The organism is Bacteroidia bacterium (assembly GCA_020852255.1).
Lineage (GTDB): Bacteria > Bacteroidota > Bacteroidia > JADZBD01 > JADZBD01 > JADZBD01.
Window position 1 is genome coordinate 1 of the sequence record JADZBD010000013.1, and the last position, 25,635, is coordinate 25,635.

General features: G+C 46.6%; 16 protein-coding genes. 10 read left to right on the forward strand and 6 right to left on the reverse strand.

Translation table 11 applies throughout. The features are described from left to right. The 3 genes from IT233_07370 to IT233_07380 all read left to right on the forward strand — a co-directional run. Window positions 1-4,004: PKD domain-containing protein (locus IT233_07370; GenBank protein MCC7302443.1), on the forward strand; the 4,004-nt coding region annotated here is incomplete at its 5' end. Between the two features lie 3 nt (window positions 4,005-4,007). Continuing rightward, window positions 4,008-4,985 carry a gliding motility-associated C-terminal domain-containing protein gene (locus IT233_07375; protein ID MCC7302444.1) on the forward strand — a complete coding sequence of 326 codons (978 nt, stop codon included), beginning with the start codon at window positions 4,008-4,010 and terminating at the stop codon, window positions 4,983-4,985. Window positions 4,986-4,997: 12 nt separating this feature from the next. After that, window positions 4,998-5,744 (forward strand): T9SS type A sorting domain-containing protein, encoded by a 747-nt coding sequence (locus tag IT233_07380; protein MCC7302445.1) that lies wholly within the window; start codon window positions 4,998-5,000, stop codon window positions 5,742-5,744. Window positions 5,745-5,767: 23 nt separating this feature from the next. Here IT233_07380 and IT233_07385 read toward each other — a convergent pair whose 3' ends face one another. The 6 genes from IT233_07385 to IT233_07410 form a co-directional block, all read right to left on the reverse strand. Then, complete coding sequence (locus tag IT233_07385) at window positions 5,768-6,760, reverse strand: amidohydrolase (protein MCC7302446.1); 993 nt, start codon at window positions 6,758-6,760, stop codon at window positions 5,768-5,770. A gap of 16 nt (window positions 6,761-6,776) precedes the next feature. Then, complete coding sequence (locus tag IT233_07390; protein ID MCC7302447.1) at window positions 6,777-8,768, reverse strand: tetratricopeptide repeat protein; 1,992 nt, start codon at window positions 8,766-8,768, stop codon at window positions 6,777-6,779. A gap of 33 nt (window positions 8,769-8,801) precedes the next feature. Continuing rightward, entirely contained in the window at window positions 8,802-10,052 is a 1,251-nt protein-coding gene (locus IT233_07395; protein MCC7302448.1) for a hypothetical protein, read from the reverse strand. A gap of 7 nt (window positions 10,053-10,059) precedes the next feature. Continuing rightward, on the reverse strand, window positions 10,060-12,120 hold the full coding sequence (locus IT233_07400) for a T9SS type A sorting domain-containing protein (GenBank protein ID MCC7302449.1): 2,061 nt from the start codon (window positions 12,118-12,120) through the stop codon (window positions 10,060-10,062). A gap of 146 nt (window positions 12,121-12,266) precedes the next feature. Next, window positions 12,267-12,668, reverse strand: a complete 402-nt coding sequence (locus IT233_07405; protein ID MCC7302450.1) for a cobalamin B12-binding domain-containing protein — start codon at window positions 12,666-12,668, stop codon at window positions 12,267-12,269. 37 nt (window positions 12,669-12,705) lie between these two features. After that, window positions 12,706-16,416 carry a GHKL domain-containing protein gene (locus IT233_07410; protein ID MCC7302451.1) on the reverse strand — a complete coding sequence of 1,237 codons (3,711 nt, stop codon included), beginning with the start codon at window positions 16,414-16,416 and terminating at the stop codon, window positions 12,706-12,708. Between the two features lie 129 nt (window positions 16,417-16,545). Here IT233_07410 and IT233_07415 point away from each other — a divergent pair, with 129 nt between their 5' ends. The 7 genes from IT233_07415 to fabF all read left to right on the forward strand — a co-directional run bounded on the left by IT233_07415 (window position 16,546) and on the right by fabF (window position 25,450). Beyond that, window positions 16,546-17,250, forward strand: a complete 705-nt coding sequence (locus tag IT233_07415) for a toxin-antitoxin system YwqK family antitoxin (protein MCC7302452.1) — start codon at window positions 16,546-16,548, stop codon at window positions 17,248-17,250. A gap of 2 nt (window positions 17,251-17,252) precedes the next feature. Further along, window positions 17,253-17,672 carry a GNAT family N-acetyltransferase gene (locus tag IT233_07420; GenBank protein MCC7302453.1) on the forward strand — a complete coding sequence of 140 codons (420 nt, stop codon included), beginning with the start codon at window positions 17,253-17,255 and terminating at the stop codon, window positions 17,670-17,672. After that, window positions 17,672-18,241, forward strand: a complete 570-nt coding sequence (locus IT233_07425) for a hypothetical protein (protein ID MCC7302454.1) — start codon at window positions 17,672-17,674, stop codon at window positions 18,239-18,241. Before IT233_07420 ends, IT233_07425 begins: the two co-directional genes overlap by 1 nt. Continuing rightward, the gene (locus IT233_07430) at window positions 18,242-20,149 is read left to right on the forward strand and encodes a tetratricopeptide repeat protein (GenBank protein ID MCC7302455.1); all 1,908 of its coding nucleotides are present in this window, start codon (window positions 18,242-18,244) and stop codon (window positions 20,147-20,149) included. Next, a complete protein-coding gene (locus tag IT233_07435; GenBank protein MCC7302456.1) occupies window positions 20,146-23,835 on the forward strand; it encodes a TraB/GumN family protein in 3,690 nt (1,229 codons plus the stop codon). Before IT233_07430 ends, IT233_07435 begins: the two co-directional genes overlap by 4 nt. 107 nt (window positions 23,836-23,942) lie before the next feature. Next, window positions 23,943-24,179 carry an acyl carrier protein gene (locus IT233_07440; GenBank protein MCC7302457.1) on the forward strand — a complete coding sequence of 79 codons (237 nt, stop codon included), beginning with the start codon at window positions 23,943-23,945 and terminating at the stop codon, window positions 24,177-24,179. A gap of 26 nt (window positions 24,180-24,205) precedes the next feature. Further along, window positions 24,206-25,450 carry a beta-ketoacyl-ACP synthase II gene (gene fabF, locus IT233_07445; protein MCC7302458.1) on the forward strand — a complete coding sequence of 415 codons (1,245 nt, stop codon included), beginning with the start codon at window positions 24,206-24,208 and terminating at the stop codon, window positions 25,448-25,450. Window positions 25,451-25,635: the final 185 nt, after the last annotated feature.

The window sequence follows — 25,635 nt, forward strand, 5'->3', positions numbered from 1 at the left end:
TGTTTTCCTCTCTTTATTCAAAAGCAAATACAGCCCCATCTTGCAGCGGTGGGTTTATTCTGGGCAATGCACCGGTATGTAAAGATTCTGTATGGAGCAGCAGCGGGGAACAGTGGTTCAGTTTTATTGCGGATAGTTCTTCTCTTAGCATTAGCATTTTGAATTCAGCAGACAGCACGGATGGACACGCGCACATCATGAACCTGTATGCCGGACCATGCGGGACAGAAGTTTTCATTTCCGCAGATGCATTATCCAATCCTTTGGATAGTATACTTCAGATCGACACCAATATTTTCATTCCCGGCAATATGTATTTGGTGCAGGTGTTGTCAAATGTTCCGGGTTGTGGGTTAGGATGTGGGGTGGGAAGCCCCGACTATAAAATATGCGTAGGGATTCCAGAACCGGAAGTGACTTGCATTCTGCAGCTTTCATGTCCGGCGGTAATCTGTGCCGGGTCCGTTGTCACATATGACGCGTGTCCTTCTAATAATTGTTTCACACTTTACTATTGGCAAATTCTTGATCCGAATAATAACCTAATTACCATTCCTTTAGGTTCGTGCACACAAACTGTAGCCTACAATCAGTGTGGAACTTATTATGCCACTGTATGTGAAGTAGATGCAAATACTTTGCTTCCCAATTTTCTCAATTGTCAAGCCTGCACAGTTCAGGTTTATGATGTGCCTCTGCCAACTGTGCAGGTGGTTTCAACGCCAACATGTCCAAGTTCTCAGGCATGTTTCCAGTATTCCTTTGATGCCTGTACCAACACCTCAGGGGCAAGCATTATTCTGGACTTTGGAGATGGGAATCAATTGATTAATTCTCCTAGCCCTATTCCTAACCCTGCTTGCCATGTCTACAACTGTCCAGGTACGTATACCGTGACACTTTCTATTTCGGCTACTCTTTGCGGGGATGGTACTGCTACGACAACCATTTCGATACCAACTCCACAGGCAGCATTTATTTCGAGTTCCGTTTGCGTCGGTCAAGTAGCTACATTTATTGATCAGAGCACTTGTCCTCAAGACATTGTTTCCTGGAATTGGGATTTTGGAGATAATTCTACCGGAACCGGATCTTCGCCATCTCATACGTACATCACTTCAGGAATCTACCAGGTCACTTTGACGATTACAGATATTTGTGGAAATACCAGCACCTTTTCTTCTGCTATTACAGTTAATTCTTTGCCTCAGGCCCCGACGATCACAGGTCCGAACAACACCTGTGATGTTGGTGTCCCACTCAATTATTCAATATCAAACCCAATACCGGGTTATCAGTATTCCTGGTCTCTTTTAATTCCTGCAGGTGGAACATTCCCGATTGGAAATACAGGTACCTCAGTAGATATTATCTGGCTGAGTGCGACAGTTGGGAATACAATAGTTGTCACTACAACTGACCCTTCCACGGGATGTAGTGATACAACTCATTATTTGATTTTCAGTTGTTGTGATCCTAACCAAACAGTTTTTAGCATATGTGTAAATAACTCCCCTGCACTTACTTTTGCATATTTCATCACCAATATTAACAACACGGTGAGTGCTCAGAATATGTCTCCTTTTGTTGCCGGCGTGAATATCAGGATAAACGGAACGCTGATCGTAAACCAGAACACAACAATCACAAATTGTCATTTTTACATGGGACCCGGGGCAAAAGTCATTATTAATCCCGGGATTACCCTTGTATTAAACGATTGCGAATTTGAGGCCGGTTGCTGTTATATGTGGGATTATATTTTTATACCAGATGCAACGGCCAAATTAGTAGTTCTTGGATCCTGGATCGAAGATGCGGGCAGAGCGGTGGTTTCAGATCAGGGTGGCGTTTTTGATATTTCGGGAACTACGTTCAATAAAAACAACAAGGCCATAGATGTATTCAACCATCCGAACCTGCCGCATTCCGGAAAAGTTGTAAAATCCGTTTTCAGCTGTGTTCCTGGAACCAATCCGTTTGTACTTAGTCCGGGTAATACAATGCTTGCACCACTGAACGGTTTAAGATCGGAGGTTGGTATTGAATTGAATCGTGTATTTATGATTACCCTGGGTGACGGGTCCTCCATTTCACTTCAGAATAGATTCAATACCTTAGACTTTGGGATCAGGGCCTACCGTAGTGGCTTAAATACATTTAATAATCGCTTTACAAACATCACACAACCCGGACCTCCATCTCAGGGGTTATGTAAGCTGGGTACCGCCATCTGCGCCCAGGGCTTTAAAAACGAAAGTCATTTGGCCGTGATCGAGAATTCAACAGCATTCAATAGAAATCTTTTTAATAATTGTTCTTTTGGTGTAGTCTGTAAAGATTTCATGGACGTGGTGATTGATGGAAACTCCATGTCACTCCATTTGGGAACCGTACAGGCGGGAACAGGGATTGAAATATTTAATTGCCCTCAGCAAAGTATATCTATAATTAACAATCGCTTTAGCCGCTTCAAGTTCGGCATAAAATCCTCCCTTACTACCAGCGGGGTTATTAACATAAGCGGAAATTTTCTTCAAAACACGGGCAACCCAAATAAAGGAACCGCCATTACATGTATGAGTATGGATTTCTTTGCCCTTCCCTCAGGTCAGTTGAATATCTTGAATAACACCATTGACCAATGCCAGACCGGAATCAATACGGTTAGCACCGGTTATACTACCATTGCCGGCAATAATATCACATTTCTGAACGCACTTACATGGCCGGGCACTTATTATGGGATCCGGGCACAGAATACAGCCGGAAAGATTGACAACAATATTATAAGCAAGGGAAATCCTGTAAATGCTCCGCTTCAAACTAAGCTGATGGGTATTTCGGCTGAAATTAGTCCGGGTATCATTATTACGAACAATCATCTTGTAAAAATGGGCACCGGCATTCGCTGCCTGGGAGCCATGCCATTGTCAGCTATTGGCTGCAATGACATGCTGAATTGCTATCTAGGGATTATGCAGGAGCAGTCTGACATTGGCCAACAAGGAGTACCCGGCCAACCCAGCGACAATACCTGGAGAGGCATTATTGGTATAAATGACAATACTTTTATCCCTCCAATAGTAGCTCCCAACTGGTATTACCGTACCAATCCCCAGTCTCCTTTCACAGCCTCTGATTTTAATCCTTTGCCTTCGCTTCTTGGATCGTTTTCAACCGGCGGACCGTTTATAACCTCCGGCACTTATAACTGCTCCTTTTCCGGTCCTTGCCCTACCTGCAAGTCAGCTTCCCTCGCCCGTATTGTAGCAGATAGCATTCCGTATAATCAGATTTCAATAGACAGTAAGTATTCGTCTCTGCAAATGGTTTGGCGGGATTTAATGAAGGACAGCTCCCTAATGTATCAGAATCAGCCTTCGGATATAATCCTGCAAAATTTTTATAACTCCAACTTGAATGGGTCTCTTGGTAAACAACAGAAAGTAAAAAGACATCTGGTTAACGGAAACTTCATTATGGCAGAGGTTGAGAATACTTCTGTTATTTCTATTTATGCGCATGAGAATCATCAGAAGGCAGTAAACGAGATCTACCTGCAAACATTTGCGATTGAAAGTTTTGAATTTAATCCGACGCAGGATTCAATTTTAAATGATATTGCTTCATTAAACCCACACTATGCCGGAAGGGCGGTATATGATGCACGTACCATGCTGGGCATTAACTTCGATGATTCGGCTTCATTTAGCCCGAACCGGGAGAATTGGACAAACCAAGTATTTGAAAGCAGGAATGTATTTGTTTATCCCAACCCAGCTACAAATTCGTTGTTTCTATTAAGCGGAGTTACCGACACTAATACTAATTGTTTAATGGAAATTTTTAATTCGACGGGGATGCAAGTTATGAAGATTCCAATAGGAGACAATTCTATCACTCACATTGATATTACTTTCCTAATAGACGGAATCTACTTTTATCATTTAAGGGAAGGACCTGAATTGAAGTTTTCGGGAAAGTTTACAGTAATGAAGTAAAGTATGAGGTGGATCGCCCGTAATCTATTTTTTATTTACCTGACGAACACAGTTTTAGCTCAGAGTAATTTGGTTCCGAATGCCTCTTTTGAAAGTTATTCCACCTGCCCAGCTGGGGGGCCGGGTCTTTATACTGAACCACTGTTCTGGTTCAACCCTACTGCAAACTCTCCGGATTATTACCATCAATGCAACAACAGCTTAACAGGCACGGCAGGCGTACCTTGCAACTGGACAGGCTGCCAGAATGCACGAATGGGGGTAGCGTATTCAGGTTGTGGATTTTATTATACTACACCAAATGGTAGAGAATATATTGAGGTAAAATTGACTGAACCGCTGAAAGCAGGCAGGAGGTACTGTATTGAGTTTTGGGTTTCCTTGGCTGGGAGATCTATACATGCATTGGATAGGATTGGGGCTTACCTTTCGGTCGATAGCGTTTATTCAAATGACCTATATGTACTTCCCTATCAACCACAAGTTGAGAATCCGCAGGGGAACACGATTTCTGATACCACAAACTGGGTTCTTGTTTCCGGCCTATTCTTAGCTTCCGGAGGTGAAAAATATTTAACTATTGGCAACTTTTACCCGGATTCCCTTACTCAAATTGATTCTGTTTATCCATTCCCCGGAATCTGGTCTTATTATTACATTGATGATGTATCGGTCACGTGTTGTGACGTGAATAATTGCGAGGACACAGAGCCTGAATTTTTCATCCCCACAGCCATCTCTCCTAACGGAGACGGCTATAATGATGTTTGGCGTTTGCCCGGAGCAAAGCCGGAGAGCATGGACCTTGCCTTATATGACCGCTGGGGGAATGAGGTTTTCAGAACAACCGATCCTAACTTCGCCTGGGACGGATCGTATAATGGAATGGAACTCAGTTCCGGGGTGTATTGCTTTTACCTGAAAGGAATCCTGGCCGGAAAGGAATTATTTGAAAAAGGGAATCTCACCATCGTACGATAAAGGATTGGTCAAATGAAACCATACATTATTTTGTTGCTGGTGATTCTTTCCTGGTTGTCTTCTGATGGCCAAAACAAGGCCACGTTGGATTTTTCAGGGGTGAAGCCGATCATTTCCATAAACGGAACAACATGTAACATCCAGAACCAGCAGTTTAGCTGCGTTCCCAGAACATGCGATAACGTTTACATTGTAGCTGGGGACACCGTTGAATTCTGCACGGTCTCTAGCATTACCCTGAACTCTGACACAGCCTACTGGATGCGCTGGGAATTCAATGGGAGTTCCAACTACCCTAATCCAATTTGGGATTCTTTTCCAACGGAGACTCCCCTTTGTTACCAAGTGATGTGGAATTTAGCCGGATCCTACACAGTAGATATTTATTATAACGGTTGGCTTTCCGCATATCCCTGGAGCGATTGCTGGATACAAGGGCCATCTCATTGGATAATCCATGTGGATGTTTCTCCCGCCACGGGTATAATGGATGAATTATCTGACCATGAACCCTTTTTATGGCCAAATCCTTCTTACGGAGAATTTCATTTCTCAACCCCGGCTTTCCTGAAAAATGATAATTACCATATGCTTATCTGTGATGCATCAACGGGAAAAGAATTGAAATCTTTTCAAATTTCCGGCCAGAGAGACAATCATGATTTTAATATTAAAGATCTTCCCAACGGAGTGTATTTTCTCAAGGTGTATTCAGGAAGCTCTTTTTGTTTGACAGAAAAACTGATTCTACTGAGATAGGTTCAAGCCTACCGCCCATTTCTTCATTTCCTTCCCAACCATCCCAGCGCTGCTCCGGATAAAAGCATTTCTGTTGTCCCGGTGTCGTATTTCATACTCCGGATAAGTTCCCCGGGATGATTTTCTCCCAATGGGAAAGGATAATCACTCCCCAACGCTACTTTTTCCGGACCAAATTTGTTGATGAGCAGATCCAGCATGGCTCCATCATGTACCAAACTGTCGAGCCAGAACTTTCCCAGATATTCCATTGGAGGAACAGTATTGTCTATAGCTACAAGATCAGGCCGGCAGTCATACCCGTGCTGTATCCTTCCCACCGTGGCCGGAAATGATCCGCCACCATGTGCAAAGGCTACCCTCAGTCCTTTTACTTTCTCAAATACTCCGGAAAAGATCATCGAACAGATCGCGCGGGATGTTTCTGCAGGCATTCCCACCAACCACGGCAACCAGTATTTTTGCATGTGCTCTTCTCCCATCATCTCCCAGGGATGCACAAATACACTCATGGAAAGCTTCTCGCAGGCCTGGAAGAATTCTAAAAACTCCGGCTCTCCCAGGTTTTTTTGATTCACGTTGCTCCCGATCTGAACGCCTTGAAGTCCGATGGTTTTACAACGCTCCAGTTCCCTGACCGATAATTTTACGTCCTGCATAGGAACTGTCCCTAACCCGTAAAATCGGTTCGGATATTTCTGAACTATTCCCGCAATGTGGTCATTAAGAAATTTGGATAGCTCCAGCGCGTCATTGGCCTTGGCCCAATAGGAAAACATAACGGGTACTGTGCTCAATACCTGCATATGCACTCCGTGATGATCACACTCTTTCATTCGCGCCTCCACATCCCAGCAATTCTCCTCCACTTCACGGAAAAATTTCCCGTCGTCGCGCATCATCCGCGCACAACAGGGTTTATGGTGTTCCAGATGGATAAAACCTCCATACCCGAATTTTTCCTTCCATTTCGGAATTTCCTTCGGAAGAATATGAGTATGTATATCTATTGTCAACATTTCTTTCACTTGCCTACTTTTTCCCCTTCCTCTCCCTTAGTTCATTCAATTTTTTCTGATACGGTGCCCCTTCGGCGTCTCGTCCCAGATTTTTATAAGTAGCTACCAGGAACACATATGCATTCTCATAATCTTTGTCCACTTTAGCAGTTTCCTGGAAATAATAGATCGCTTTGTTGAAGTAATCCGCCGCTTCCTGTTGTTTGCCGGCTTTCATCGCTGCCTCGCCGTAAGTTCCGTACACACTTCCCAGATTACATAAAGCGTCATTATAAACTTTATTAAGTTCAATGGCTCGTTTAAAGAATTTTTCTGCTTCAGCGTATTGGCCCATAGAGAACAAGCATGTTCCATAATTATTCTGATAGGTGGCGTTGGTTCCGTTCAGTTCCACGGCCCGTTTGTAGGATGCCGCCGCTTTCTGATAATCCTTGAAATCGAACCATATCTTCCCGACCTGATTATGCGCATCGGGGAATTGTTCCCAGATCTCTATAGCCTTACTTAGTTTACGCAATGCTTCTTCCTGGATCATCTTCTTCTCCTGCGGTGTTTTGAGCGCCAGCGAATCCTTGTTTGTTGTCATGTTGGCGTGGTAGTAAAGCATGTGTGCCGAATTGGGAACGGTTTGTATATCCTGGTCGAATAAGGTGGTCACAGTGGTCCAGTCCTTATTACGGTCCACCGTTTTAAAACCATAAACCAGGGCGATACCTCCGGTAACCAGCAGCAGGTTCTTGTTCTGGCGGAACATTGCACCGAATGAACCATACGAGGAATCCGGGTTTGTTTTAAAAAGCCGCGCCAGAATCAGAATCACGGCAGCGGTAAAAGCAAGTGAAGGAACGTATACCAGTCGTTCGGCCAGATTCGTCCCAATCAGATAAAGAATGTTCGAGGCCAGTGACATGGTGATGAAATAAAACAGAATGCACCAGGCAAACACATCCCGCTCCTTGATTTTCATAACGGCGTACACCACCATTCCAATGTGGAGCAAAAGGGAGAAAATAACACCACTATTGGCCCCTCCTACAATGGGAATGGTATTAAATGAATAATCACAGCTCAGGGGATGGGGGAATAAGAGCAACAACAGATATTTTCCCATAATCCATATGGCTGTGGCTTTCTGTTCGCCCCAGTTTGTGGTAGCCATCAGGGAATTATCAACAACGGGGATGTTGTCTACTCCTATATCGCCGATTACCGAGCGGTGGATTAATAGGTAAATCACCGTGAAGGCAGCCAGGGCCCCTCCCACCGTCAGAATCTTTTTCATGTTGGTTCCTGAGAAGAACCACAGCGTAAGAGGGATGGCCGCCACGTAGGTAATGGAGGATTCTTTGGAAAGCATGCTCAAAAAATAGGCGGCGCCTCCAAAGATCAGTTGCTGCATTTTCTGCGTATCAATCCAGCGGGCGAAGGCCAGCAGTGAAAGGAGGGCGAATATCAGACTCAGCATTTCATCCCGGCTCTTGATGTTCGCCACCACTTCGGTATGTATGGGATGGGCCAGGTATAACAAGGTGATCGCAAAGGGGATCACTACATTTGTACGCATCACTTTAAAGAGCACATAAAAGAGTAAAAACCCGGTGAGCATGTAACAAAGAATGTTTACCCAGTGATGGATGGATGGATTATCGGGCGATAAATTCCACTCTATGGCAAACAGGGCCTTGGAAAGCGGACGGTACAGGTAACTTTGGCTGTCACCGTCGAATTGTGCCCGGTAGTCGTTGGAGAATATTTCTTTGAGCGTACCGCCCAGATCATCGGCGGCTTTCTTGGTCATGGTATTTTCCTTGATCACGGAAAAGTCGTCCAGCACGTACAAGTGATTCCGTGTATTAAAATAGAGAAGAAACGCTGCGGCAGCAAGGATTATACCGAGCGTTCGGAGCAGGGTGGGAGGGATTCGGCTGGGATCCTGTTTGTGCTTCGGTGCTATCTGTTTTATAGACTCGGCAGGTGCGCTTTCTTTCTTCTTCTTCTTTGACATCGTTTCAAATGTAAGAAAAAGAGACTGATCTTATCAGGGTGGGTATTTAACCAGTTTTCGTATTGTTTTTCGGCCTGAATCTTCCGCTCCATATAGGAAGAAGGTACCTGGTGGCAGTGCGGAAATGTCTATCTGAATCTGCCCTTTGACATCGGACAGCCTCCGGTGTTCAATCATTCTTCCGGAAAGATCCAGAATATCTAATTCTCCGGTGAAGATCTCATTGAATGTTAACATCAGAAAATTACCGGCCGGAATGGGTCCGATCAGGATTGTTGTTTCTTCTTCTTCTGCAATTCCATTCAACTGACTCTCATCCAGCCTTACCAGTCCCTGCGCCCAGGTACCGATCCATAGGATACCTAAGGTATCTTTAACAGACTGGGTGGCCCATGTATCGGGGAAGGGAGAGTTCGTACTGTCGTAGTACGTCCATACATTGTTCACATACGTAAGGAGACCTTTATTCTGTGAACAGAGATATTTGTTCTGGGCATTGTCAATTTGGATGTGATTCAGAATATCCGAAGGGATCAGGGAATTGGAAGTGTTCATCCAGTTCCATGCTGGTCCGCCCAGATGTACATTGAGCCCCGAAGATGCCATGGCGATCCAGGGTTTTCCTGCAGCATCCATGTCAATGGAACTGATCGTGTTCTCAGGGAAATTGCCGTCCCAGTAACTGTATTTTGTAAAAAGGGTGTCATTCCAGTAGAGCAAGCCTCCGTTCAGCGTTCCAATGCGTTTGATGTTGTCATTGCCGATGTGGATGCAGGTAATGTGATGACTCCAGATAGGCGAGTTGTTAATATCCCAGATCGTCCACGAATTCCAGTCGTATTTACCCAATCCGGAGGGTGTTCCAACCCAGAGAAAGCCGGCCGTGTCAAAGGCGATGGCTTTTATAAAATTGTCCGGTATACCGGAATTGGAGGTATTATAAACGGTCCAGTTACTGCCGTCGAATCTGGCAAGTCCCGACATAAACGATCCCACCCAGAGATCTCCGTTTTTGTCGAAGGCAAGTGACCGGACGGAGTTGTCCGGTATTCCTGAATTAGAGGTAGTGTAGATAGTCCATGTACTCCCGTCAAAGCCTGCCAGTCCCCAATCGGTTCCTACCCATTTCATGTTATTGCCGGGGTCAACGGCCAAACACCAGACAATATCGGAAGGGATGGATGAATTTTGTGTAGAGTAGATATTCCAGGCCTGGGAGTAACCGGTAAAGAAAGCGCATCCGGAGCAAAGCAGCGGAAGCCATTTCGAACATACGTTTTTCAATCGCTGTTTAATTTACAACCAGCTTTCTGTAATATGATTTTCCCGCAATGGTAATGGTCAGCATGTAAACACCGTCGGGAAGTGTGTTCAGGTCCAGCGTGCCCCGGTACATGCCCGTTACCTGCTGCAGACTTCCGGACCGAACCAAATCACCAACGAGGGTGTACACTGCAAAGTCTACCGCTGCCGTTCCGGGAAGTGCCAGTTGCAGGTGAAAGATTCCGGCGGACGGATTTGGAAACACGGCGATCGCGTGATCAAGGTCCTTTTCCGGGCTGATCGAGGTACAGGTTTGAACAAACGCAGTTACATTCACCGGCGTGCTGCTGCAGTAACGGTTGGTGGTCTCCACTTTCCAGTCGTAGAAATAATAATAATAAGCAGGCCCCGAAGAGGATCCATTAATGCTTACCACGCCGTTGAGAACATAAGGGAAATTCGTGGCGTTATTGTTATTCCGGTAACAGGAAACACCGCCGGCGCCTACCAAACGATAGGCATTGCCGGGTGCGATGTTCCAGTTCAAGGCTACCGTATTCCATCCGGTAACCAGGGCAGCGTTCAGGGTCTGCATAAGAGCGCCAAGGCTGTCGCGAAGCTCGATGGTTCTGGTTCCCGCTGACTGGGCCAGAATGCGCACCGAAATAAGTTTCATGTTATCGAGAACGGAGAAAGTAAGGTATCCGCTCGATGTGGAGTAGGCTCCCACACCATACGTGTTATCCGGGGAACCAACCGATGATGTGTCTGTGTAATTCAGCTGGCTTTCCACAGTGTAAGCAGTTGTAGAGGAAATAAGGGGAGTAGTAAATGTGTTTCCAAGACCTACTATATTCTGGTTTTGATCTTTCCACACCAGCGTTCCGGTACCTGTGGCGGTGAGTGTAGCCACACCGGACGGCCCGCATATCGTATCGTCTGAAGCTACCGGAGCACCGGGTGCCGCCCATTGTGTTACTGTTACAGAGGCAGATGCCGTTCCGCAATGATTTGTCATGGTAACTGAATAGTTTCCCGGATTGCTCACCGTAATGCTCTGAGTGGTTGCGCCGGTATTCCATAAATAATTTATAGCCGCATTCGCTGTGAGTGTGATACTGTTATTCTGGCAATAATTCAGCGAAGGAAGATTTTTTGTGATGGATGCCACCGGATTTCCGGGTGCGTTCTGTTGCGTGAGCGTGAAGGGGATATACGTGTAGTTATTGGTTTCGTCGGATTCGAGGAAATTATTGTTGGGATCTACTTCCAGAACGATGTAATACAAACCGTTACAAAGTCCGGGAGGAAGATTGATCCACATCAGATCCAGGTCCTCGTCGTACACATCGGTATATCCGGAAGAAATGCCCTGCATTACCGGTGAGCAGTTGTAAGAACCGCCGCCCAAACCAAAGTTCGGGAAACTGCCATTGTATAAAGTAGTTCCCTGGTTGTAAACGGTATTCACATCCTTGCAATGGTGATTGGCAGAGGTGTTGCTGCACTGGTAGTAATCCATAAGGCAAAAACCAAGTTTCGCTCCGGTGGCAACAATAGGCCAGTTCAGGCAATTGGGATCACCATTGTTGATGCGCAGCGTGAAGATCCCCCAGTCGTCCACATGATTATGTCCGTGACTCTGATGGTAGGTCATGGCTCCTGCGCCGCGGTCCCAATAGGTCATGGTATTGCCATTTTTATGATATACCCTTTGCATGATCAACTGACGGGGCGTGGAGCCATCCGGGCAGGTGCCGGGGTTGGAAGTAAATGTATCAGTGCCGCAAACAAAAACGGAGGAACCCATAACAGTGAGCGGTCCGAATCCGATGTTTGGTGTTGAGGCTGTGATGCGTAAACGGCCGTCATTCCCATTGCAGGCGGGAACGCACACCTGAGGGTATTCGTTGGGCCCCTGTTTGTAGTTTTCTAGTGCGTACCAGCTTACGGTAATATCCGGAAGTAGGTCGCAGTTGGTTTGACTTTGACTGGCGCACTGGCAAGTGGTGGCATTGCTGGTGGTACATTGTGCCCCGGCAATGAATCCTGAAAGGGAGATCGTCGAAAGAAGTAAGAGTTTTTTCATGCTTGGTTCATTGAAGCCATGAAAGTATGAAAAGTATGCTCTGCATCATAAAACAATATGAGCATAATCATAATAGTGAAAATAGTAAAGACGAAATGGCGAAAAGTGTCGACAAACCACCAAAATTCATCGACTAAAAACCAGTCTTATTTCGGTTTTTTGGTAGCTGTCCGGATGTATTCTACGATAATACGGGTATCGGTACCGGGAGGGAAGAGTTTTCCTACGCCCATTTCATAGAGTTTTTCCCTGTCTTTATCCGGGATAATTCCGCCGCCGGTGAGTAAGATATCGCCGGCTTTTTTTTCTTTGAGCAGGTTCAGGATGCGGGGGAATACCGTCATGTGAGCACCGGAAAGGATGCTTACGCCGATAACGGCCACATCTTCCTGGATGGCCGCGTTCACCACCATTTCCGGGGTTTGGCGCAGGCCGGTATAGATCACCTCCATTCCGGCGTCTCGCAGAAAGCTCGCAATTACTTTGGCACCGCGGTCATGACCGTCGAGACCTACTTTGGCAACAAGTACCCGGATTGGTTTATCCACAACACAAAGATACTGGTTTGCACGGAGAGTGTATTTGTTACCCCTCCCACACGGGCACACTCACACTGAACACGGTTCCCTCCCCGGGTTTTGTTACAAAAGTGATGGTGCCTTCCATGCTTTCGATGATGTTCTTCACCATAGCCAGTCCCAATCCCATACCGGTACTTTTTGTTGTAAAATTGGGCACAAAGATCTTGTCCAGTACCTCTGCGCTGATTCCGCTTCCATTGTCCTCCACTTTCACCAGGAAGAAATTTCCTGCACGAAGCAGGCTTACTTTGATCTTTCCTTCCCTTCCCTCCGGGATTGCCTGCATACCGTTCTTGATCAGATTGTTGAATACGCGTACAAGTTGATCCTTATCCGCGTTCACCCAGGCTTCTTTCAGGTCACAATCGAATTGAACATTCATCTCCGTGGAATTCTTAAACAACGAAACGGTATTTCTCAGCAAACTGCTTAATTCGAGTTTCTCTGCACGGGGTTTGGGCATTTTCGCGAAATTGGAGAATTCACCGGCTATGTTACTTAAGGTTTCAATTTGTTCGATCAGCGTCTGGCTTAAGCGCTGGATCTTTTGTTTGATATCCGGAGAATTATCGTTGAGGAGCCGCTGTAAATGCTGTATGCTCAGCTTCATCGGCGTTAGCGGATTTTTGATCTCATGCGCCACCTGCTTGGCCATTTCCCTCCAGGCGCTCTCCCGTTCACTGCGTGCCAATAATTCGGCGCTCTTCTGCAATTCCAGGATCATACGGTTGTATTCACTCACCAGGCTGCCGATCTCATCCTTCTGTTTCCAGATAATCGGTTCGTTACGTGTTCCAAGCCGGATCATTCGCAGTTTATCCTGTATGATGCGCAGCGGCTTGGTCAGGTAATTGCTCATCAACAGTGCGGTGATCACCGAGAATGCAAACAGGAACACATAAATATTGATCAGGGCTGCCAGAAAGGTAGAAATTTCTTTTTCCAGTTCGCTTTGTTTGGCGAAATAGGGCAGGTTCAGGTACGCCAGCAGTTTTCCTTCCTTGTTCCTGAAGGGAACGTAAGAGGAAAGATATTTCAGGTTACCTATGTTCTCTTCATGAATATAATTGTTCCGATGCAATCCGGCCATATAGTAATATGCCTCGGGATCCATTTTACGGGAAGCCAGTCCTTCTTCAAACACTTTCGGGCGGGAGGAAGCGTACATATTGCCGTTCAGATCGTAGAGGGTAATATCTGTAAAGAAAACATTGGCGAATTTCTTAAGAATATAGGTGGAGTACTCACTGTAATGCGGGGAGAGCTGCTTTTCACTCCCCAGTTTATTTTCTACCTCAATCATCACACTCTGCGTTTTCTCGGAGATGGTTTCAATATTCTGTTCTTCATACTGCAGTTTGATGTAATAGATAGTGCCGGCGCCGAACAATACCAGCGAAACAAGTACGGTAAATACCAGCAGGAGCTGAATCCGGTATTTAAAGCTCAGTTCGGAAAAGTTGAAGCCGATAACCATCTGACGCAGCAGCAATATGATCACCAGCACTATACTATAATAAGTAAACAGATAAGAGAACGTGGTCACAAATCCCATGGTGCCGGCGGGTTTTTTGCTCAGCACAATAAGTGTAGTTGTATCCGGCCGGAAATATAAATGGTGATGTCCGCCTTCTTCTTCGAAATGTTTTACCCCTTCTTCAATATCGGAACGGTCGAAATAGAAGCCGTACGGATACTTGCCGAAGGAATTGATCATCACTCCGTTCTTGTACTTGGCGTAGGAATAGTCGGCCAGTTTCTGGGTGAGCCCGATTTCCTTTTCAAGCAGCAACTCCGGAAAGCCAATCTCTTCCGAGATAAAACGGGATTCCAGTTCGATGTAGAGATCGCCGAATTTGTCTCGCTCATTGGAATGAATGTACAGGGGAAGCCGGGACAGGTAACTGATCTTTCCCTTCGGGTTATTCACAAAACGGAGATCAGGACATTCCGTACTTTCTGAATGTGTGGCGATCTGATCCTCCAGCCACGCGTGATTGTCACGGTTGGGTGCCCCGTCGTCAATCACCGGGTAGCATAAGGTATCGAAAACGGATAGCCGGATATCATATTTGTCCCAGTACCCGGCGAAATACCGTTCCATCATGGTTTTCCGGAAGGCCGCCGGATCATGTAAACCCCAGGTCAGTGAAGTATCTCTGCGTATTTTTTCGGTGAGTTCGTTGAAAAAATGTTCGGCCAGAGGGTCTTGTTCTACGGCGAGCTTTTCCACATAATTTTTACGGTTTCCGTATTCTTTCAAACGGGAAAAGCGCAGGAAGACATGCGAGGAATAAAAACCAAAAATAAGCATCACCAGCGCCACACCGGAAAATGAAAGCCCGCCCCCCAGTTTATACTTGGAATAAAAGATTACGAGCAGGAGGGCGCCCGGCCAGAGAAACAGTATCTCGTCCAGTGTTCCCACCCAGTGCGAATAGATAACATAAATAACAGTGGAGATACTGAATGGCCAGATCAGGCGCAGAATGGGAACTCCTGACCGCAGGATCACCGAAAGCAGTTTATCAGCAACAAAGTAAAATGCGAACAGCATGAGGCCGGGTATCGCGAAAGCGATGTAGCTGTATATATTCAGTTCAAAGATGTTGTTAATGTTAAAGGGAATGATGGAATTGAAGATCAGACCGATAAAAAGATTGTTAAGCCACCGGGATACAAAATAGAAGATCAGCAGGGCGATGCCGAGAAAAATCTGAAGTTGCAGGTGATTTCTTGTGAAAAGGAGTTTGCGGGCCGGGTAATACTTATTCAAAAAATAGCAGATATAAAATATCAGAAGCGCATTCAGGAAGAAATCACCTAAAGACGGTAGCCAGAACGATTCAGCATCGCCATAAAATTCAGCTGAGAATAGCGGAAGAGAATAGATCAGTCCAGGAAACTGAAAATAAATCGTAGCCCACCGGAGCGCAACCAGAAGAAGAACAAACACCAATCCCGACCAGTACTTTCCGATTCGAAAGGAGAGTTCGGAGCATTCCAGCTGCAAATACGCCACCACGCACACCATCCCCACCAGGTACAAAACCAGCAACAGCCAGTGCAGGTGAAAGTTATCACCCGTAACCATTGGGGGAAAGAGCAGGGTGCACAGATACTTTGGTGTTTCACTTTCAATGGAGGAGTAAACTTTATTGGCATTGTTCTCGTCACCCCTGATCACCTGCGTTCCTTCCGGCAGACGAAAATCCGATTGAAAGGTGTTCTGCAGGTATTTGTTCTGATAGTGATACTCCCGCTTTAAAAGCAAAAGTCCAACCACCTGCATCGCTCCCCTGGGGCTCGAATTCTTTCGGTACACCTCAAACCAGCCGTTCCGAAGCTGAGCAATCCTGTCATCAAGGCACACTTCCTTCCGGTAATTTTCAACGGCTGCAGAATTGTGTGACCAGAATTTTAACGTATCATTTTGGTATATGAGCAGCACAATCCCTTCTTTCCCGAACAGCTCTGCTCCCCGTCCGAAGCTGCGGAAAAGTTCCTGGTAAGATATGTTCTCGGATAAGGCAGAAAGACTGTCTACCTCGGCCTTCAGGATGGCTTCCTTCCGGTGAAGAGTAACTTCAAATTCCCGGAGCGTATCCGCATGATTGATGTCGTCTGTGAAACTGAGGAAGAACCCGGTGACAAAGCACAGGATTGACAGAAGAAGAACAATAAAACGGTTTTGAAGAAGCTTCTTGAGAGACATCCGTGCGTAAAGGTAGAAAAGGGAGCCCAATTCACATCAGTAATTGTGCCAAAACCCCCTGAAAATGAGGCAGATTAAAATAGCCGGAGGCCCGGCCCCGCCCCCTTAATTTGTGTATTTTTAATACCCGTGAAAAATGGACTGCTGACGTTTTTTTTGCTGCCACTGCTCCTCCCGGCCCAGTGGCAGGTGGAGTACTGGCCCAACGGCAATAAGAAATCGGAAGGCAAAAGAGCAAACGGACTAGAAGACAGCACATGGACCTTTTACTATGAAAAGGGACTGAAAAGTGCGGAAATCACCTACCTTAACGGACAACTTCACGGTCCGTTTGTCTACTACCAGTCGAACGGTGCGAAACAGCAGAAGGGTACTATGCTAAACGGCATGTACCACGATTCCCTCTTCTTGTATCACCTCAACGGAAAGACCAAAACACTCACCATGTATGTTAACGGTCAGCGAACCGGGATCTTTCGTGAGTATTACGACAACGGCAACGTGATGACCGAAGGATACTATTCGGAAAATCTTCCGGAAGGTAAATACACCTATTACTATTCAGACGGCAAAAAGGGCTTTGAAAAGAACTTCTCCAGAGGCGCCGAGAACGGCGCTACCGTTTATTGGAGTGCCGAAGGGATCGAGGTCTGGCGTTGTGAATTTGTGAACGGACAGCGACAGGGGCTGTGCGTTTCTTATTATAAGAACGGAAACAAAGAGTCTGAAGGACGCTATGAAAAGGACCAGATGACTGGAGTATGGAAGTACTGGGATGAGAACGGAAAAATAGTGAGAGAGGAAACTTACCAAAACGGAGTGCTCAGTAAATGACCATGAAAAGTTATTCTTTTACAACGGGCGGCGACGGCGATCATGACGAGGTACTTCGCCTTTCACAGGCCATGGATCTCGATGTGCAGAATTTCTGCATCCGCGATTTCTGTGTTGTAAGGAAGGGTACAAGCATCGTCGGATTCGGAAGGCTCCGGGCCTATACCGGGTTTCGTGAAGTGGCCACCGTGGGGGTAGTGGAGGAGGAGCGCAGCCGGGGCGTGGGTTCGGAAGTGGTGAAACGGCTCCTGGAAGGAAAACAGGAAGCGATCTATCTCACATGTGTGATCCCCGGTTTTTTTTCAAGGCTGGGATTTGCTCCTGTAAGGGAGTTCCCAACTGAGCTGATCGCTAAATATGACTTCTGCCGGTCGTTCGGATACTCTGAATCGGAAGTGCATGTAATGAAATATAATCCCTGATGGCCCACGCAAGAAGATATACCAAACACGTATTCTGTCTGGAAGGAGAAATGTCGCCCGATCTCAGGGATAAATCTTCCGTTCAGGCCGCCTTGATCTTTTTACAGCAGAATTTCGGTATACGTTTCATTTTTAAAACGGTAACCAGCAAGGATAACCTGCGGTATTACATCAATCAATGGCAAAAAAAGAAGTACGAACATTACTCCATCTGCTATCTGTCATTCCATGGCGAAAAAGGATGCATTGAACTGGGAAATAAATTTGTTTACCTCGATGAATTGGGTCGTATGCTGAAGGGGAAATGCAAACACAAAGTGATTCACTTCGGAAGCTGCAGCACATTAAAAGCCGACAAGAAAGAGCTGGAAGCCTTTCTTAAAGTTACCGGTGCCCTGGCTGTTTGCGGTTTTAAATCACAGGTGAGCTTTATTGAAAGCTCCGTGTTCGACCTCTTGCTGATCGACCTTTTTCAGAAATACCTGGATATCGGAAAATTAAAAAAGCGACTTTATTCTGACTACGGTACATTCGTACGTAAACTGGATTTCCAACTTATTCTTCCCTGAGTGGCCAAAAAGAAGAAATCGGCGCCGGCCCCTGTGGTACCGGAACTGAAGATTCCGCAAGCGGCACCCTATGCTTCGCTGAATCCACTGAAGAATTTTTGGCTGCAGGTGGTGACGATCGCTGTGGCAGGGTTCGGACTATATGGCAATTCCATTCAGAATAAAACCGCACTCGACGACGAACCCGTTATCACCCTGAATGATTTTGTGAGCCACGGCTTTGGCGGATTGGATTCTATTTTCAAATACGATTCCTATTACTGTTTTTATCGTTCGCTAGGAGTGAAGGACCAGTTGCCGGGAGGAAGATACCGTCCGCTATCCATCGCTACCTTTGCCATCGAGTGGGAGTTCTTCGGAGACAATGCCTTTGTAAGACACCTGGTGAATGTACTGCTTTACGTTTTTTCAGTGATCCTGCTGCTCTATTTTCTACGTAAATACCTTCTTGTGAATGTACGGGGCGGATCAGATATCGCCTTTCTGGCTGCGTTTTTATTCCTTATCCACCCCATCCATACTGAAGTGGTGGCCAATACCAAAAGCCGCGATGAGATCATTTCTTTTCTCTTCATTACGCTTACACTCCTCCTTGCATTGCGGTATGCCGACACAGGCAGGTGGAAAGCCGGAGCGTGGGCCGCTGCCGGATATTTCCTTGCGCTTCTTTCGAAGGAATGGGCGATTACACTGGTCGTTTTAGTCCCGGTAATGTTCTACCTGTTCAGACAGCGTACATGGATGGAGTCCCTGAAACTATCACTCCCTTTCTTTGGCGTGGCCGCTGTTTTTCTTTTCATCCGTGCAGGAATTGTCACCGGACTTGATAAAGAAGAGACCGAGCTACTGAATAATCCGTATGTGCTGGCCAGCGGTTCCGAAAAGGTGGGAAGCAAGCTGTACGTGCTCTGGAAATACCTCAGCCTGCTGCTGGTGCCGTATCCTCTGTCATCCGATTACTCATATAACACGCTTCCTTACCGGACGATTGCCGATCCAATGGCTCTGTTCTCACTGCTTCTGCACCTGGGCGCTGCAACAGGAGCAATCGTACTGCTGGTTCGCAGAAACATCCTGGCCTTTCCCATCCTGTTTTACATCGGGCACCTGGCACTGGTGTCCAACTTCCGGTTTAATGTGGGCGCCACCATGGGCGAACGGCTTATTTATCATTCTTCTTTCGGATTTCTGTTCCTTATCAGCATCCTCTGCGTTATGGGTGCAGAAAGGATAAAACATTCGGGTATGAAAAGGGTATTTATGCCTGTTCTTATTCTATTATTGCTCGTTCCCTCTGCACTGATTATTCTTCCGAGAAATAAACAGTGGTATAACGACCCGGCTCTTTTTATACACGATGTCAACGTGGTGCCGAATTCCGCATGGATGAACGGCAACGCAGGCCGCTGTCATATCGTATTGGCTGACTCTGCGAAGGACCCTTCCGAAAAGCAAAAATACCTTGATCTTGCCAAACCCTATCTTCGCAAAGCCGTAAGCATCCACCCCGGATTCGTGAACGCCTGGTTTTACCTGGGATCGGTTCACCACAGACAGAACAATATTGACAGTGCCGAATATTGCTGGAACCAGGCCAGAATCTATTTCCCGAATCACCCCGGCTTCAAAACACAATACGATGTGCTTCTTTCAAGCCATTATGTGAAACTGGCCGAGAAGAAGGTGAAGGAAAATGATCTGCCCGGGGCAATACCTCCCCTTGAAAAGGCGTTGAAGTATAAGCCCGACGATGCTGAAATGTGGTATAACCTCGGCGGAATACATTACACGCTTAAAGATCCTCAGAAGGCGTATGAAGCCTGGACCAAATGCCTTCAGGTGAAGCCTGACCATAAACTTGCCCGCGAAGCCGTCGGACATCTGCAGGTTCAAAAACCAAATCCATGAAAAAACTACTGATTCTTCTGTTGGGAGGAGGCCTGCTGCAAGCCGGGCAGTTGCTGGCACAGACAAAATACACCAGTTTGCTCTGGGAAATCTCCGGTAACGGTATGTCCAAACCCTCTTACCTATACGGAACTATGCACGTGAGCAGAAGAGTGGCGTTCCACCTGAGCGATTCTTTTTTTATCGCTTTGAATTCGGCCGGAATTGTGGCGTTGGAATCCAATCCGGAACTCTGGCTGGAAGCCTATAATGATCCTGATATGAGTTCTCCGTACCGTATTCGCGGACCGGAGGTTTCAGGGCCGGGCGGTTTATATAACGATTGGTTTTCTATCAATGTGCCCAAGTCAAATACATTCCGGGGATTGCTTTCCCGCGATCCGCAGATTATCAATGGGCTACTGTACCGGCAGAATTCCTACACAAAGAATTTTGAGGAGGATACCTATCTCGACCTGTTTATTTTTCAGTCAGGACGAAAACTGGGTAAACAGATTGCCAGTCTGGAAGGACTGAAAGAATCCGAAGAACTGGTGGACCGCGCCTTTCTTCCGGATAAGGAATCAGAGGACGAGAAAGAGCTTAAGAAGGTCAAAAAGATGATGAAAGACCTGGATGAGAATCTTTATGAAATGATGGAGGATGCCTACCGTCGCGGTGATCTGGATATGCTCGACTCCGTAACCACCATGATGAACCCGGGAAAGAATTACCGGAAATACATGCTGGATGAACGCAACCGGATCATGGCACGCAACATGGATTCCCTGATGAAAAAACAGGTGGTTTTCTCGGCCATCGGAGCTGCACATCTGCCTGGTGAATTAGGGGTGATTGAATTATTGAGAAAAATGGGATACCAGGTGAGACCCATTGTATTTACAGGAGCACGCGACAGTAAAATGAAGGATAAGATCGAGAAGATCCGCTACCCGGTTACACTCCGGTGGAACAGCCCTGAGGATTCTTCCTTTTCTGTTCAGGTTCCGGGAAAGTTGATCCCGCTCGGCGGACGCTGGACCAAGTCATATATTTTTTCCGATATGGCCAATGGCAGTTACTATGCCGTCTATCGGTTGCTTCACATGAACGCCTGGACAGGAAATTTCCCGGCGGGTATTCTCGCACGGATAGACTCCATGCTCTTTGAGAATATTCCCGGCAAGATCAGTAAAAAGGAGAAATTTAAAACGGCTGAGGGTTATGAGGCCATGGAGATTTTCAACAAAACCAAAACCGGCGACCACCAGCGATACAGGATCATCGTTACCCCAACGGAAGTTGTACTGATGAAATGCGCCGGTACCGGCGACTATATAAGCCGTGAAAAGGAAGTAAACACCTTCTTTACCTCCATCCGGTGGAAAAACAGTATCGGATGGACCAGTTTCAATTCGCCTCAGAGCGGATTTAAGGTAAAAATGCCGGCCAATGTGTTCCGGGTGAATCAGCCGGATCCGGACAGTCCGAAAAACCGTACCGAAGAAAAACTCGTAGGCACAGACCCGGACGGAAGCCGGATCTATCTGGCTATGTCCACCTCTTGCCATGATTTTAATTACCTCGAACACGACAGTTTTGAGCTGCGGGTGATCGCGTACGAATTTCTTGAATCAAACAAATTTGAGGAGCATCGGATTAAGGTACAGAGCGGTAACGAATACAGCAGTTTCGCAGGAAAAAAGGAGGGGAAGTACGTAAGAGGAAGGGTGTACATACGCGGAACTTCCTATTATCTGTTTGCCGTATATCAGAAAGACAGTACAGAACCTGCAGCGTATTTTTCCTCGATTCAATTCTCCCCGCGCACATCGCCGTCGCAAACAAAATCCGTTATTGATACTTCCCTCTTCTTTTCGGTAACCACCACATTGGAGCCTTCCGGATCGCCATACGACCGCCTCCTCTATGGCGGTTACTACAAACCGAAGCAAAAGAGAACGGATGAATCACACCGGGAGGAATCACGTGATAATACGTATGCCGACAGGCATACACGGGAAGGCGTGCACGTGCGGTGGATACGTTTGCATAAATATGAATCGGAGGATACACTGCAGCATTTGTTTGATGAATATATATTTAAAGGGGAAAAGGATAAAGCGAAAAAAGATGAGCGGTGGAAAGCCCGGAATTGGGAAAGTAACGGAATACATTGGTATGAGTTTTATCGCCGCAACCCCGCCTGCGGGGTGTCGCTTTACCGGCGGGTTTGTCTCAAAGCAGGAACCATGTGGGTGATTTCCGCTGTAGCGGATTCTGCAGGACAGTTCTCACCCGGAGTAAAGGCATTCCTTAACTCATTTCAGCCTGCGGATACCGTGTTCGGAAAGGCACCGTATGAGGATAAAGCGGGTATGTTACTGGCTGACCTTCTTTCCAAAGATTCACTTACCCGCGACCAGGCCGTGCGGTCCGTGATGACGGTGTATGCAAGGTTTACAGATACACATTTTACCGCCCTTTCCGCTTATTTCAAAACAGCGGAATATTTTAAACAGGAGATCAGCAAGCGGGCCGATCTGATTTCTGCCCTCGGAAAAATGAAAAAGACACAACCTGTTGGTTTACTGAAGGAACTGTTTCTGAAGGCAGGCGATACCGCTTCCCTTCAGCTCGCCGCGCTCGAAGGCCTGCTCCGGCTCGGAACAAAAGAAGGAAATACTGCCTTTATTGAAATGATGAAACTGGAAACCCCGCTGGTATCCGGGAATGACAATTGGCTGATCAGTTCCCTTTTCTATCAGGCCTGGCGCAATTTGGATGTGGCCAGGTATCTTTTCCCCGGACTCCTGGAATTTGCCCGTTATCCGGAATACAAGGAAGAAATCTATTCCCTGCTGGCAGAACTGCAGGAAAAGAAAAAGATCGGTACAGAGGTGATCCTTGGAGCGAAAGCTGAGATTTTGCGCAATGCCAGAGATGAACTGAAACGGCAACTATACAAAGAAGAGGAAATGAAAGGCGACTTCGTGGATTCCTACCGGCGGTATTCCTGGATGGGAAATTTTAATTATGGAAGCGGAGGCTCCGAGTTTCTGCAATACGGGAACCGGCTGATCTATGATTATGCACGTCTGCTGGCTCCGTATTATCAGGAAGCCGGGGTAAAAGACTTCTACCATCGTTTGCACCGCACCCGAAACGCCGCTCTTAAAATCGCTGTCTATTCTCACCTCGTGGAAAAAAAGGTACAACTGCCGGATTCTGTCTGGAAAGAGCTCGGGAATACTCCGGCCAACCGGCTCGTGATGATCACCTGGCTGAATAAAATCAAACGGCCAGACCTTATCCCGGATGTCGTAACATCTGATTCTCTTCTTGTGCAGGCCTTTGCATGGTATTACCAGAATATGAAACCGGAAGACAGCCTTGTCCATGTTTCGTCAGATCCACTAAAAAATAAACTCGGACCGGTAACCCTGCACCTTTTTAAATTCAAGGAAAAAAAGGAGTTGCAATGGGAGTATTTTGGGATTATGACCGGGGCGAAAGATAGTACCGGACTGCCCTTGTCAAAGCTTCTCACCGCGAGCCTCTATGGAATTGAATATCAGAATGATGATGAGGAAAGCGGAAAGGAATTGCGAAAGCAGGCAGTTTTATTCGAACGGGAGCGCTCCGCGGGAAGATATTTCGGGGGAGATTTATTCGGGGATTTATATAATCCGGACTATGAGGAATAGCTGTAATTATCTGATAATCAGACTATAAAAGAGGTATATTGACCTTCGTTTCTTCATTATGCTAATTACTTTATCTTTGCACCCTATTAACCTAAAAATCAAATAAAATGTCAGACATCGCAACCAGAGTTAAGGCCATTATCGTTGATAAGTTAGGAGTTGACGAGAAGGAAGTAACCCCTGCGGCAAGCTTTACAAATGATCTGGGCGCCGATTCACTGGATACTGTTGAACTGATCATGGAATTCGAAAAGGAATTCAACATCGCCATCCCGGATGATCAGGCTGAGAAGATCAGCACGGTGGGCGAAGCCATCGCTTACATCCAAGCGAACGCGAAATAAGTTTCACTTTTTTACCGCCATTTACTTTGAGACGGGTTGTCATCACCGGCCTGGGTGCCTTAACCCCGATAGGTAACACAGTACTGGAGTACTGGAAGAGCCTGGAGGAGGGTAAGAGCGGAGCTGCGCTGGTTACACGATTTAACGCGGAAAAATTCAAAACCCGTTTTGCCTGTGAGATCAAGGGATTCAAAGTGGAGGATCACTTTGAACGCAAGGAAGGAAGGAAACTGGATCCCTTTACTCATTATGGTCTCGTTGCTGCGAAGGAAGCGATGACGGATGCCGGTTTGCTGGGAGAAAATAAATTTGACCCCGACCGAACAGGGGTTATCTGGGGTTCCGGTATCGGGGGAATCGAAACATTTCAGCAGGAAGCCTTTGGTTTTGCCAAAGGAGACGGTACGCCGAGGTTCAATCCTTTTTTTATTCCAAAAATGATTGGAGACATCTGCTCCGGTCATATTTCTATTATTTATGGAATGCGGGGTATCAATTATACCACTGTTTCGGCCTGCGCTTCTTCCACCCATGCCCTGATTGACGCCTTCAACTACATTCGCTGGAATAAAGCTGATATTATTGTTGCAGGTGGTTCAGAAGCAGCAGTGGTGGAATCCGGGCTGGGGGGGTTCAATGCCCTGCAGGCGCTGTCTACCCGGAATGATTCACCCGAAACCGCCTCCCGCCCTTTCGATAAAGACCGCGACGGATTTGTACTGGGAGAGGGAGCCGGATGCCTGATCCTGGAAGAATATGAGCACGCTAAAAAGCGCGGTGCAAAGATTTATGCGGAAATAGCTGGCGGAGGAATGACAGCGGACGCACATCATATTACCGCTCCACATCCGGAAGGATTGGGTGCACTCAACGTAATGAAGAATGCACTGGAGGATGCCGGTCTTTCATCTTCTGACATTGACTATATCAATGTGCACGGCACATCCACTCCGCTCGGAGATGTGGCCGAATCCAAAGCGATTCTCGGTGTATTCGGAGAGCATGCCTATAAGCTTAATATCAGTTCCACAAAATCCATGACCGGTCACCTCCTGGGCGCAGCCGGTGCCATTGAAACCATTGCCTGCGTGATGGCAGTTACAAAGGATATTGTTCCTCCCACCATCAACCATTTCACCGATGATCCGGAAATAGATCCGGGGCTGAATCTTACCTTCAACAAAGCACAGAAACGCACCGTACGCGCTGCCCTTTCCAATACCTTTGGCTTTGGCGGGCATAATGCCTCGGTGATTGTAAAGAAGATCTGAAAGGGGTTCTCCATTTTTTCGTATTTTAGAGTATAATTTTCATATCACTAACCTGTGTCGCCCCTCACGCAACTTTTATCCGTATGCGATACTTCGTTATCCTTCTCACCATTTTTACCGGCTCCCTAAACGCTCAAAACAACCTCTGTACGGGTGCTATTCACCTCGACACTATTTCCCAGGAA